This is a genomic window from Litorivivens sp., assembly GCF_041624475.1.
GTDB lineage: Bacteria > Pseudomonadota > Gammaproteobacteria > Pseudomonadales > Spongiibacteraceae > Litorivivens.
Map to the genome: position 1 here is coordinate 199,685 of NZ_JBFJUX010000003.1, position 12,324 is coordinate 212,008.

At 55.2% G+C, this 12,324-nt stretch carries 11 protein-coding genes; 7 read left to right on the plus strand and 4 right to left on the minus strand.

Annotated elements, in window-relative coordinates:
- The first annotated feature begins 77 nt into the window (after nt 1-77).
- From ABY734_RS05590 to ABY734_RS05610, 5 genes are read left to right on the plus strand one after another with little or no spacing between them, the layout of a single operon-like run.
- Nucleotides 78-1,217, plus strand: coding sequence for a CaiB/BaiF CoA transferase family protein (locus tag ABY734_RS05590; protein ID WP_372778017.1), 1,140 nt, complete (start codon nt 78-80; stop codon nt 1,215-1,217).
- Nucleotides 1,210-1,917, plus strand: a complete 708-nt coding sequence (locus ABY734_RS05595; RefSeq protein WP_372778018.1) for a nitroreductase — start codon at nt 1,210-1,212, stop codon at nt 1,915-1,917. Before ABY734_RS05590 ends, ABY734_RS05595 begins: the two co-directional genes overlap by 8 nt.
- Before the next feature lie 9 nt (nt 1,918-1,926).
- On the plus strand, nt 1,927-2,703 hold the full coding sequence (locus ABY734_RS05600; RefSeq protein WP_372778019.1) for an enoyl-CoA hydratase/isomerase family protein: 777 nt from the start codon (nt 1,927-1,929) through the stop codon (nt 2,701-2,703).
- An 8-nt stretch (nt 2,704-2,711) separates the two neighbouring features.
- On the plus strand, nt 2,712-3,296 hold the full coding sequence (locus ABY734_RS05605; protein WP_372778020.1) for a phosphoribosyltransferase: 585 nt from the start codon (nt 2,712-2,714) through the stop codon (nt 3,294-3,296).
- Nucleotides 3,296-3,886, plus strand: a complete 591-nt coding sequence (locus ABY734_RS05610) for a SprT-like domain-containing protein (protein ID WP_372778021.1) — start codon at nt 3,296-3,298, stop codon at nt 3,884-3,886. Before ABY734_RS05605 ends, ABY734_RS05610 begins: the two co-directional genes overlap by 1 nt.
- A 47-nt stretch (nt 3,887-3,933) precedes the next feature.
- On the opposite strand, the gene ABY734_RS05615 is transcribed toward ABY734_RS05610, so the two are convergent.
- The 3 genes from ABY734_RS05615 to ABY734_RS05625 form a co-directional block, all read right to left on the minus strand.
- Nucleotides 3,934-5,073 (minus strand): acyl-CoA dehydrogenase family protein, encoded by a 1,140-nt coding sequence (locus ABY734_RS05615; protein WP_372778022.1) that lies wholly within the window; start codon nt 5,071-5,073, stop codon nt 3,934-3,936.
- A 24-nt stretch (nt 5,074-5,097) separates the two neighbouring features.
- Nucleotides 5,098-6,285 carry an acyl-CoA dehydrogenase family protein gene (locus ABY734_RS05620; protein ID WP_372778023.1) on the minus strand — a complete coding sequence of 396 codons (1,188 nt, stop codon included), beginning with the start codon at nt 6,283-6,285 and terminating at the stop codon, nt 5,098-5,100.
- A gap of 178 nt (nt 6,286-6,463) precedes the next feature.
- Nucleotides 6,464-7,012: a hypothetical protein gene (locus ABY734_RS05625; protein WP_372778024.1), complete on the minus strand. Its 549-nt coding sequence runs from the start codon at nt 7,010-7,012 to the stop codon at nt 6,464-6,466.
- Between the two features lie 139 nt (nt 7,013-7,151).
- Between ABY734_RS05625 and ABY734_RS05630 the strand changes: the two genes are divergently transcribed.
- Together ABY734_RS05630 and glpK are read left to right on the plus strand one after the other, a co-directional pair.
- On the plus strand, nt 7,152-7,901 hold the full coding sequence (locus tag ABY734_RS05630; protein WP_372778025.1) for an SDR family NAD(P)-dependent oxidoreductase: 750 nt from the start codon (nt 7,152-7,154) through the stop codon (nt 7,899-7,901).
- Between the two features lie 120 nt (nt 7,902-8,021).
- Nucleotides 8,022-9,509: a glycerol kinase GlpK gene (glpK, locus tag ABY734_RS05635; protein ID WP_372778026.1), complete on the plus strand. Its 1,488-nt coding sequence runs from the start codon at nt 8,022-8,024 to the stop codon at nt 9,507-9,509.
- Between the two features lie 9 nt (nt 9,510-9,518).
- On the opposite strand, the gene ABY734_RS05640 is transcribed toward glpK, so the two are convergent.
- On the minus strand, nt 9,519-12,317 hold the full coding sequence (locus ABY734_RS05640) for a putative bifunctional diguanylate cyclase/phosphodiesterase (protein ID WP_372778027.1): 2,799 nt from the start codon (nt 12,315-12,317) through the stop codon (nt 9,519-9,521).
- Nucleotides 12,318-12,324 lie beyond the last annotated feature (7 nt).

The window sequence follows — 12,324 nt, forward strand, 5'->3', positions numbered from 1 at the left end:
AGGCGTTTTTTGTTTGGTAGTTACCAGGTGAGTCATCCGCTTGCCCTGCAAGCGAATCAACACAGGAGCAGGTAGTTATGCCAGGCCCTTTAAGCGGAATCAAAATCATTGAAATGGCAGGCATTGGCCCCGGCCCCTTTGCTGGCATGCTGCTGGCGGATATGGGGGCCGAGGTCATCCGAATTGACCGCGCCGCTGGCGCGGCGGCCCCCAGTGACATCACTTCGCGTGGCAAGCGCAGTATTGCTCTCGACCTGAAAAATCCTGCCTCGGTTGAGCTGGTACTGAAGTTGATTGAAAGCGCTGATGGTCTGTTTGAGGGCTTCCGCCCCGGAGTTATGGAAAAACTGGGCCTTGGGCCGGACGTGTGTCTGCAGCGCAACCCGAAATTGGTATACGGACGCATGACCGGTTGGGGGCAGGACGGGCCTCTGGCGAAGTCCGCCGGTCACGATATCAATTACATCGCGGTGACCGGAGCGCTGGCAGCCATAGGCCGTCGCGAGAGTGGTCCGGTGCCGCCGCTGAATCTGGTGGGTGACTATGGTGGCGGCTCGCTCTATCTGGTGATGGGGATGCTGGCGGCGCTGCTGGAGGCAAAGTCATCCGGCAAGGGGCAGGTTGTAGATGCTGCTATTACTGACGGTGTCATTTCGCTGATGGCGGCCACTCAAGCCTATATGGCGGGGGGAACCTGGAGTTTGCAGCGCGAGGACAACTGGCTGGACGGCGGAGCCCATTTCTATGACACCTACGAGTGTGCCGATGGCCGTTATGTGTCTATAGGTTCCATCGAACCTCAGTTTTACGCGCTGTTGGCGGAGAAGCTCGAACTGGATCTGGGCGAGGGTGGTTATACCCACCTGTTCGAAAAAGAGCAGTGGCCGGTGCTCAAGCAACGCATTGCCGAGCGGATCAAGAGCAAAACCCGGGAGCAGTGGTGTGGCATAATGGAAGGCACCGATGTGTGCTTTGCGCCGGTACTGGATATGAATGAGGCGGTGACATACCCGCACAATCAGACCCGGCGGAACTATGTCGAAATCGACGGTGTTACCCAGACGGCGCCCGCACCACGTTTTTCACGCACGCCTGCGGCTATTGAGCGCGGCCCCTGTGCCGCCGGCGCCGATGCCGACGAAATCCTGTGCCGCGCGGGTTTGAGCGCAGAAGAGATAGAATCTTATAGACAGTCAGGAGCCATACGAGATGAGTGAGGCGGCAACAGTCCAAACGGAAGAAGCCTTATCGGCCGAGCAATTCCGGGCGCTGGTAAACGAACGACGCTCTGTGCGAGCTTTTCTTGAACAGCCGGTGAGTGATGCCTTGCTGCATTCCGTATTCGACGCAGCGCAGCAGGCGCCGTCCAACTGTAACACCCAGCCCTGGCAGGTTGCAGTGGTCAGCGGAGCTGCCAAAGAGCGTTTGAAAGCGCGAATCAGTGGCGACTTTCTACAGGGGAAAATGACCATGGATTTTCCCTACGATGGCAAGTACGAGGGGGTTTACAAAGAACGGCAGTACGATGCTGCCAAGCAGCTTTATGACGCTCTGGGTATCAGCCGGGAAGACAAGGCGGCGCGAGGCGAGGCCTTTTATCGGAACTTTGAGTTTTTCGGCGCCCCGCATGTGGCCTTCGTGTTCTTGCCTGAACATTTCGGTATTCGCGAGGCGGCAGATCTGGGTATGTATGCCCAGAACCTGATGCTCAGTATGTCGGCTCATGGTCTGGCCAGCTGCCCGCAAACCGCGCTCAGCTTTTTCGCAGATCAGATACGGGAAGAGCTGGCGATTGCTGACAGCAACAAACTGCTGTTCGGTATTTCATTTGGCTATGAAGACCGAACACATCCGGCAAATAGTTGCCGCACGGGCCGCGCGGCGCTGGATAGCGCTGTTCAATTTATTACCGAATAATGAGATGTAATGATGTCAGATACGATACTGCAGGAACTCGATGACGACGGCGTACTGCTGATTACCCTGAACCGTCCCGAAAAGAAAAATGCGTTCAATGTCGAGCAGTGGGCAGCCTTTCGCGAGGCGATTAATACTGCGAAGGATAATCCCAAAGTAGCTTGTGTGGTTATTACCGGCGCGGGCAAGGATTTTTCTTCCGGGGTTGATCTGAACGACATGGCTAACGCCGATGGAGACAGCGAGCACCCCTTTGTCTCAAGCGCCAAGGCACTATTGGATTTTGACAAGCCCTTGATCTGTGCCGCCAGAGGTGTGGCCGTAGGCGGTGGTGCAACGCTGCTGCTTAATGCCGATGTGGTCTATGTGGGTGAGAGCCTGCGTATGCGCTTTCCCTTCGTTCAGTTGGGCCTGGTGCCGGAGTGGGGCAGCAGCTATACCCTGCAGCAAGTAATTGGCGCGCGTCGAGCGGCCGAGCTGATGTATACCGCGGAATGGATTAACGCCGAGCGCGCGCTTGACGTCGGAATCGCGACAGCTGCGGTGAGCGACGATGGCTTGCTGGATCAGGCGCTGTGCAAAGCCCGCGAAATAGCCCAGTGGCCCATTTCTTCATTGGTGGCTACCAAACGCCTGATGCGTCAGGTGCACTTGCAGAATGTGCATGAAGCTGTTGATCGGGAACAGGATGAAATGATGCGTCTGGCGGGCTCGCCTGAAAATATCGAGTCGGTAATGGCCTTCCTGGAAAAACGGCAGCCGGATTTCAAACAATTTCGGAAGTAGGTTTGCTCGTGAACAAGCGTTTTATCAATGCCCAAAGCCTGCTCGATGATGCCTACGAGCTGGCGGCGCGCATCATCGAAAGCGACTTTCGGCCGGACTGTATCATCGCGCTCTGGCGCGGCGGTACCCCGGTGGGCGTGGCAGTGCAGGAACTGTTTGAATACTGCGGCATTGCGGTTGACCATATTGCTATTCGAACCTCCCTCTACAGCGGTCTTGATCAGCGTGAGCGTCGAGTCAAGGTGCATAATCTGGACTACGTGTTTAACAACTTCAGCACCGAAAATAAGTTGCTGATTGTCGATGATGTTTTCGATACTGGTCTGACGATCAAGGCGGTGTTGGCGGAAATTCGTAATAATCTTGGCGTGGGTCAGCACGGTGAAATTCGTGTTGCGATGCCCTGGTTCAAGCCTGCTCGCAATAAAACGGATCTGACGCCCGACTACTACCTGCATAAAACCGATGACTGGCTGGTCTTCCCCCACGAGCTTTGCGATCTATCTGACGAAGACATTGCGAACAAGGGTGGTAAGGTGACGGATATCGTGCAGCGCTTGCGTCAGAAAACGCCGGTAAAACCGACTTTCTGATGGCGCTGGCGAACTATCATGATCCGTTGCCCGAGACTCTGGAAGCGGATATTCAGCGAGCCTTTGAAACGTCGTATCAGCTGGCGGTGGAGCAGCTCGACTATGCTGATCCTAAGCCGATTCTTTCCTTCGGTCTGCGCAGTGCGCGTATGGCCGGTCGCGCCGTTCCTCACCAGAATCTGATTGAACTGAACAAGGTCATTTTTCGAAACAACCCGCAGTGGGATTTTGTTTACGATACCGTAGGCCATGAAATGGCGCATATCGTTGCGACTCGGCAGTATGGCTCACGGGGGCACGATCGGATCTGGAAGCGTGTGGCGCAGGTTCTGGGGGCAACACCAAAAGCTGCGGGCGCCTTCGATACCACTGGCGCAGAAGTGCGTAAACCGCAACGCCGAAGAACCTATCCCTTTGTTTGTGCGTGTCAGGCTTTTGATTTTGGCTCGCAACGCTTTGCGAATTTTTTGAAGGGGAGTCGCTATCAGTGCCGGGCCTGCAAGACGGAAATCAAACCGGATTTGGCAAAGAAAGAGGCCTTCGTCGATCTGTCCTTTGCCAAGCGGACAAAGTTAGTTCGCAGCCGCTAGGAAGCTCCCTCTCCCATTGGGAGAGGGTTGGGGTGAGGGTCGGTCGCTCAGTAGCCGTTCAGGCTCGCGTAGCGATCCCGGTGAAAGCCGCTGTCGCCCAGCAGCTGGATGGCCATCCGCGAGCGCTTCAGAAAAAAGCCGATTTCCAGTTCGTCAGTCACGCCGATACCACCGTGCATCTGCACAGCTTCGTTGGTGACGAGGTAATAGAGATCGTTAACTGTCGCTTTAGCAAAACTGGCCATCTGACCGAGATCGGCGCGCTGTTCGTCGATGGCGGTCAAGGCATCCAGCACGACGGATTTTGCCAGTTCGATTTCGGTAAACATATGGGCCGTGCGGTGTTTCAAGGCCTGGAATGAGCCGATTTTCACGCCAAACTGCTCGCGCTCCTTCAGGTATTCCACCGTGCGCTCAAAGCACTCCTGCAGACCACCGAGCATTTCGGCGGCCAGGCAGATACGTCCTCGATCCAGTACCGGGTCGAGAATATCCCAGCCCTTGTCGAGCTCACCCAGCAGTTCCGCTTTATTAACGCTGACCTTGTCAAAAGTAAGCTCGGAGACGGCCCGGCTATCGGCCGTCCAGCGACGTGTGCGCGTCAGACCGGCAGCGTTTCCATCCACGATAAACAGGCTGATTCCGTCGGTGTCGCCTGCGGAGCCTGAAGTGCGAGCGGCAACCACAATGTGGTCTGCAGTATGGCCATCGATCACGGTCACTTTCTTGCCGCTCAACACAAAGCGGTCGCCCTGATTTTCAGCGCTCAGTGCTGTGGTGGACGGATTGTGATGGCTGCTTTCATCGATCGCCAGTGTAAGCGTTTTTTCGCCGCTGGCGATAGCGGGCAGCAGACTCTGTTTTTGCTCGTCATTGCCTCCCAGCAGGATGGCAGAGGCGCCCAGTACCACGCTGGAGATAAGCGGAGAGGCAGTGAGTGTCCTGCCGCTTTCTTCGATAATAGCGCCCAGGCCCATAAAACCAAAGTCTAGCCCGTCGTAGTCTTCGGGCAGGACAATACCGGCCCAGCCCAATTCCGCCATCTGCTGCCAGAGCGCGGAGTCGTAGCCGGTTTCGTTCTTCTCGTCGCGCAGTTTGCGCAAGGCCTCAACGGGCGCGCTGCTGGCCAGAAACTCCTTGGCGGTGTCCTTCAGCAGGCGTTGTTCTTCGTTCAATACCAATGGCATGTTCTTTACTCCACTGCGGCCCGCTTATTCTGGCAGGCCCAAAATGCGTTTGGCGATAATGTTTAACTGGACTTCCGAGCTGCCGCCGGCAATTGAGAGCGCCTTTGAAAACAGCCAGCCGCGGGTTGCCAGTAACTCATCGTCATTGAAGCCTTCGCCTTCCCAGCCGAGGCCCTGAGTGCCGAGCATGGCGATCAGTGTTTCTTCGCGCTCTTTAGTGCACTCGGTGCCCACGTACTTCATGATCATGGGAATGTTGCCTTCGCCTGCACCGCTCATTTTTTCTTCAAACGAGCGGAAGTGGGTGAGGCCCAGTGCACGGTATTTCATTTCGTGTTGCACCAGCTGGTCGCGCAGTACGCGGTTGGCAACTTTGCCTTCGCTGTCTGTGCCCACATAGTCGAGCGCAGCCTGAACCGGCGTAATCTGTGTGCCGGCGGGTGTTTCCTGCTCGGACATGAGCTTGCGCTCGTGCTTGAGCAAAGCTTTAGCGACTGACCAGCCTTTATTCAGTTCACCAACGATATTCTTTTTCGGTACCTTCACATTGTCGAAGAAGGTCTGGCAAAACTCGGATTCGCCACTGATCAGTTCAATGGGGGAGGTGCTGACACCTTCGCTTTCCATATCGATCAGAAGAAAGCTGATGCCTTCCTGTTTTTTAACGTTGGGGTCGGTGCGCACCAGGCAGAAAATCCAGTCGGATTTGTCGGCGTTGGTGGTCCAGATTTTGGTGCCGTTAACCAGAAAGTGATCGCCCTTGTCTTCGGCCTTGCACTGCAGGCTGGCCAGATCAGAACCGGCGCCGGGCTCAGAGTAGCCCTGACACCAGCGGATCTCGCCGCGCGCAATTTTAGGTATATGTTCCTGTTTCTGTTCTTCGCTGCCGTATTCCAGCAGTGCCGGGCCGAGCATCCAGATACCGATATCCAGCAGGGGAGTGCGGCATCGCAATTTCTTCATCTCTTCCTTGAGAACACGCGCCTCGGCTTCGCTCAGACCGCCACCGCCATACTCCTTGGGCCAGTCGGGCACAGTCCAGCCCTTGTCACGCATGCGCTCGAACCAGAGTTTGGCGTCGGCGCTGGGGAAGGTGCGATTGCGTCCAGCCCAAACCTGCTCTTCGCGGGTGGGCGGGGTGCGTTGGGATTCTGGGCAGTTGGCTTCAAGCCACTCGCGGACTTCCTGCCGAAAGGTTTCCAGCGCGTCCATAACATCTCCTGTGGTAGAACGGCGCGCCAACGGGAAAAGCTCAGGCAATCAGTGGCTTGAGACAGACAGCGAGGGCGGGCCGAACGGTTGCCATCATCACAAATTCAGTGATGAGAAGCTTAGCGGAGCCCCCCCCAAACTCAAGGGTGAATCAAGGCAGCTTTATTGACAATTTCGGTCAGTAGACCGCCATGATATGAGTGCCCAGGCCGGCCCCCCAATGGCTGACTTCCTGTTGTACAGCCTGCCAGGCAAGTTTTTGTGTTTTTTTCTCAGTCGGTATTTCCAGGTGCAGTTCGCGACCGCATTGCGTCAACAGTTGCTGACCGGTCAGGCTGTCGCGAAGGTTGGCATGCACATGTACGGCGCCGTCTTCAGTTGAAACGGTGTCCAGCGCGACACTGAGGCTGGCAACCGCTTCACCGGCAGTTGCCGCGCTGCGCCAACCCAGGCGTTCTTGCCACTGTTGCTCGATGGAATCTTTGATCAGGCGCCGCAAGTGATTCCGGTCGCTGTCCTTCAGGATCCCGGTGCTGCCCTGCAGGTGGATTTCGTCAATCCATATATAACGATAACTGTCGAAGCTGGAGCTTTCCGCAATATGTAAAGATGCGCCGGAAACTTCACGGGCACCGTGAAAGCCGCATTGAGCGGTTGTGCTAAGGGCTTGGCTGGATACGATTGTGCCGACGACACTGATCGCCAGCAGGTGGAAGAATTTATTCATTTTTTTGCTCCCAACACAGCTATGCTTATGGTGTTTGGAAAAGTACAAGAGTTTGAACCCGTGCGGCTTGACCGCGTTCACAGGCAGGGGCATGGTGAATGCGTTTTTTTTGGTGTTATTTACAATTGGAGAAGGTGTAATGCAGCGATTTGCTGGCAAGGTCATATTAATTACTGGGGCAGCCTCAGGTATTGGCGAGGCAGCTGCCTATCGTTTGGCTGAAGAGGGCGGCAAGGTTTTTTGCACCGATATCAATGAGGTCGCACTCAATAAAGCCGTTGAGAAAGTAAAAAAACAGGGTGGCGAGGCCACTGCACGACGGCTGGATATCAGTTCGGAAAGTGACGTCAACGCCTGCATTGCTGATTGTATCTCGACCTACGGCAAGCTGGATGCGGTGGTCAACATGGCGGGCGTGCTTCGTTTCGACAATTGCCATGAACTGGCCTTATCCGATTGGCAGCGGGTGATCGATGTCAACCTGACCGGTACTTTCCTGCTGTGTAAGGCGGTACTGCCGGAACTGCTGAAAACCAAGGGCAATATCGTTAATGCTGCCTCGACTGCTTCGCTCAGTGGTTTGCCTTGGGGCACGGCTTATGGCGCAAGCAAGGGCGCGGTGTTGGCGATGACCCGCACCATTGCGGTGGAATATGCCAAGCGCGGTGTGCGGGCAAACTGTGTCTGCCCGGGCGATATCTCCACCAATATGGCCGCCAATGTGACCTTTCCCACCGATGCTGATATGAGTCTGCTGGCTCGTATCAGCTCCCTGTCAGGCCCCAAAGAGCCCAGTGTGGTAGCGGGCGTAATTGCGATGCTGGCGTCCGACGATGGTATTCACATTACCGGTGAGCATATTCGCGTTGATGGCGGCACCCTGTCCTGACGGACGGGTTTGTCGTCTTAGCGTTGCCGCGGGGCGTACGAAAAGTCGCCTGAGGCTCGCTATTCTTTTACTATTGATGACGGACTGAATCGGAAAGCGATAGTTGAGGAGAGTGAGTGAATGGCCGATTTCCTGCTGGCAATTGATCAGGGTACGACCAGCTCCAGGGCGATTGTTTTTGATGCGCAAGGCGCTATCTGCGGTATAGGCCAACAGGAGTTTGCTCAGCATTTTCCGGCTGATGGCTGGGTGGAGCACGATCTTGAGGATATCTGGTCATCGACGCTGGCGGTCTGTCACCAGGCAATCAGCAACGCGGGTATTCAGGCCTCGCAGATACGCTCCATCGGCATCACCAACCAGCGTGAAACGACAGCGCTCTGGGATAGAGCCACCGGCGAGCCGGTTGGTCGGGCGATTGTATGGCAGGATCGGCGCACCGCGGCCCACTGCGAAAAGCTACGCAGAGAGGGCGTGGAGTCGATGGTCTCGCGCCGCACCGGACTCTTGCTTGACCCTTATTTTTCCGGAACCAAACTCGCCTGGATGCTGGATGCCAGCAGTGATGTGCGGCAGCGGGCCGAACGCGGTGAGCTGGCCTTTGGCACCATCGACAGCTTTTTGCTGTGGCGTCTGACGGGCGGCAAAGTTCATGCGACCGACGCGACCAATGCGTCTCGTACACTCCTTTTTAATATTCACAAGCAGTGCTGGGATGATGAGCTGTTGAATCTGCTGAATATCCCCGCCAGCCTGCTCCCCGAAGTGAAAGACTCTGCCGACGACTATGGGCACACTGTCGAAGACCTGTTCGGTGTCAGCCTGCCAATTGGGGCACTGATTGGCGATCAGCAGGCGGCTACTGTTGGCCAGGCTTGCTTTGAACCTGGGATGGTGAAGAGCACCTATGGAACCGGCTGTTTTGTGATGTTGAATACTGGCAGCCGCGCCATTACCTCCAAAAACCGACTACTGACCACGGTGGCCTGGCGCTTGAAGGGGCGTGTGACCTATGCGCTTGAGGGCAGTATTTTTGTCGCTGGCGCAGCAGTGCAATGGCTACGTGATGGTCTGCATCTGATTGGCAGCGCGTCAGAAATGCAGGATCTGGCGGAAAGTGTACCGAGCTCTAACGGCGTGTATATGGTGCCAGCGTTTACCGGCCTGGGGGCGCCGTACTGGGACCCGGACGCGCGCGGAGCGATACTGGGCTTGACCCGTGATACGCAGATTGCGCATATTGCGCGGGCAACGCTGGAAGCGGTCTGTTATCAGTCCCGCGACCTGCTGGATGCAATGCGCGACGATGGTGCGGATCTAGCGGCTCTGCGGGTTGATGGCGGTATGGTGGTCAATGATTGGCTTGTACAGCGCCTGGCCGACACCATTGGCTGCGAGTGTCAGCGCCCTGCGGTGATTGAAACAACAGCGTTGGGTGCCGCCTGTCTTGCAGGCCTTCAATCCGGGCTGTATACCTCGTTGGAGCAATTCTCTTCAGCCTGGCAGGCAGAGCGCAGCTTTTCGCCTGTCATGTCAGAAGCTGATCGTGAGCGGCGCTACCACGGTTGGAAAAAAGCTGTTGCCCGGGTGCGAGCTGACGCGGTGTGAGCACGTAACTCAGAGGGTGGGCATAGAGTAGTTAAGGTCGATTTCGTTCACCCGTTTCGGTCTGGAAATGTAATAGCCCTGAAGGTAGTGAACCCCCATATCACGGAGCAGGTCGGCGCTGCCGTCGTCCTCAACCCCTTCTGCGACTATTTTTTTGCCGAGCGCAAGCGCCATGTCCACCATGGATTTGACCAGTAGCTGGTCGCTTTTGCGCTTGTAAAGATAGCGAATGAAGGACTGGTCGATCTTGATAAAGTCGACGGGCAGATCGCGCAGATATTCGAACGAAGTAAAGCCGATGCCAAAATCATCGAACGCAATCTGGATATCGAGTTTTGCCAGTCGATCGCACAGCGCCTTGGCTGAATCCAGATTGTTGATAGCTTCGGTTTCCACGATTTCAAATATGAGCTGACTGCCGCTGGCGCCGGTCTCGTACAGCAGCCTTTGCAGCTGCTGCACAAAGCGTTCGCTTTCGAAGGTGACCGCAGTGACATTAACACTCAATTTTAAGTGAATATTGTTGTCCGCCCAGTCGCGCAATTGACGCAGAGCCATTTTCAAAACCAGATAGTCAATACGCGGCATCAGTCCATTGTTTTTAGCTATATCCATAAACGCAGCCGGCGACAGTAGTTTGCCGTTTTCTGTCACCATTCGCACCAGGCATTCACAGTGGGTGATACGTTCACGCTCCAGGTTGTAAATAGGCTGATACAGCAAGACAAATCGTTCGTCAGCGAGGGCTTTGACGATGGCGTCCTGAACTTGTAGTTTCTCCTGGCGTGCGGCCCGGCTGTCAAACCCGGCTGAAATATAATTTACCTTGCCGCGATCAATCGTTTTCAAGGTACGCAGAGTCGCTGTGCAGTTACTCAGCAAGTCGTCGACGGTGTCACCATCGGTTTGGTGTCTGGCAATGGCGGCGGTAAGATTAACCTCCACCGAATCACCCTCCGCTTTTGAATAAAACCTCAGGGAATAGCCATCGGTGCAGAAGGGCATCTCGATACGCTTGGAGTTAGGCGCGCGGTCGTCAATAATCAGCAGGGCGGAGAATTCGTTGGTGCCCGTTCGGCCTATTATGGTGTGACAGGTGATCAGGCCTTCGATATAGCGGGCGGTTTCGCGGAGCATATTATCGCCGTGCTGAAAGCCGTACAAATCGTTATAAGACGAAAAATTATCTATGTCGAACATCATCAATTCGACGCGATGACTGTCTCGATATTGTTGGATAAGTTGAGAAGCTTCGGTGTGAAAGGCTTCGCGGTTGAGCAGGTCAGTTATGGCATCGTGCTTGCTCAGCCAGCGAAGTCGATTTTCCGTACGACGGCGCTCGGTTACGTCCAGACCGACCGATAGAATGATGGGGCCTGACTGGCTCGATACGCGTGCGTGAATCCAGGTGAGGTAGCTCACCGACCCCTGCCGATTGCGTATCAATTGTTCGGATTGAGCGCGGGATTCACGGCCCAGGGTCAGGGGTTTGAGGTTGTCGAGAATGGTGTTTCCGACCGGGTCAGGCAGAATCAGGTCGACGACTGAACGCTTGGCAACCTCAGACTTTCGCCAGCCCGCCAGTCTGCAGCCGTAGTCATTGAGCTGAAGCATATCGCCCTTGAGCGTATAGGCGGCTATAACCAGAGGCGAGTCGTTAACCAGTGCATCATTGAATTCCTGGGCTGCTTCCAGCTCGGCGATGGTATGCAGTAAATCCTCCCGGTGTTTTGCTACTGATGCCTCCATTTCTTCCAGAGCGTCGGCGACCTCAAGGACGGTGAGATTGAGTTGATCAATCTCGTCCGAGAATCGGGTTTGCTCTGTATAGGGAATGATCGCCGCGCGTAAGTCGTCGTAGTTGGAATCGGAAAGTCGGGGGATGGCACGCGACAGATTGAACAGCTTTTGCAGAGCCTTGCGCAATGCCATGTAAGTTAAAATGAAAGTGAGCAGTAGAGCTACGCCTGCCGATCCCAAACTGTTCTTGAGTGAATTCCGGATTATGATTTGCGAATTGCTGTCGTCCAGCAGCAAAACGAGGCGGAGCGAATCGCTGCTGAGCCGACTGTCCAGCTGCTTGATACCGGCGGCCACCACGCCTTGCGAAGTGTCGACATAAGCAGTTGCCGTCATTGTCATAAAACCCGAAAGCTGTGTAACTTCCTCAAGCAAAGGCAGGGTGGTTGCTGCGTTGGTGGCGATCAGCACGTCGGTTTTTGAATTGATGAGCGCTGCCTGAGCGGCCGTGATGGCGCTAAAATCAAATAGTATGGAGTGCAGGCTGCGTACGCCGTTGACTAAATAGGTTTTACCCGCGTCGGTAACGACGGGAACAAAACTGGTTTGAAAACATTGGCTGTTGCAAAAGATCTTGCTGACTGGATTCTGATTCTGCCGGACGAGATTGATCAGCTGCTGTTGAAGCAAGGCAGGCACGTCTTTGCTATGTTCGGGCCCCCAGGCGCGTAACTCCTCGCCGTTGAAATTCAGAATACGCAGCGTCGCGATATTCGGATTGGTTGACAGGGCTTTGGGTAAATCCGCTAGCTGCTCTTTCGCCAGGTAGGGCTCAATGGGTATCTGGGACAATTCCTGCTCAAATAAACGCGTGGAGCGCTCAGTCAGCTGTTTAAAGGTTGAAAACAGGATGTCGAGCCGTTTCATCCCGGCTTTTTCGCTGGCAGCGACGAAATTCAGGTAATCAATTGTGATGTTGCCCGCCATGGCGAGCGACATGATGAGCACGACAATGAGCAGAAGTTTACTTTGCAGGCTCAGCCGTATCTGTGTGCTGCTCTGGCTCACACAAAGT

Excerpts from the sequence above, each read along its gene's own strand:
- ABY734_RS05600 (WP_372778019.1), top strand. The coding sequence starts at position 1,927 with ATGATGTCAGATACGATACTGCAGGAACTCGATGACGACGGCGTACTG.
- ABY734_RS05610 (WP_372778021.1), top strand. The coding sequence starts at position 3,296 with ATGGCGCTGGCGAACTATCATGATCCGTTGCCCGAGACTCTGGAAGCG.
- glpK (WP_372778026.1), top strand. The coding sequence starts at position 8,022 with ATGGCCGATTTCCTGCTGGCAATTGATCAGGGTACGACCAGCTCCAGG.
- ABY734_RS05590 (WP_372778017.1), top strand. The coding sequence starts at position 78 with ATGCCAGGCCCTTTAAGCGGAATCAAAATCATTGAAATGGCAGGCATT.
- ABY734_RS05625 (WP_372778024.1), bottom strand. The coding sequence starts at position 7,012 with ATGAATAAATTCTTCCACCTGCTGGCGATCAGTGTCGTCGGCACAATC.
- ABY734_RS05595 (WP_372778018.1), top strand. The coding sequence starts at position 1,210 with ATGAGTGAGGCGGCAACAGTCCAAACGGAAGAAGCCTTATCGGCCGAG.
- ABY734_RS05615 (WP_372778022.1), bottom strand. The coding sequence starts at position 5,073 with ATGCCATTGGTATTGAACGAAGAACAACGCCTGCTGAAGGACACCGCC.
- ABY734_RS05620 (WP_372778023.1), bottom strand. The coding sequence starts at position 6,285 with ATGGACGCGCTGGAAACCTTTCGGCAGGAAGTCCGCGAGTGGCTTGAA.
- ABY734_RS05630 (WP_372778025.1), top strand. The coding sequence starts at position 7,152 with ATGCAGCGATTTGCTGGCAAGGTCATATTAATTACTGGGGCAGCCTCA.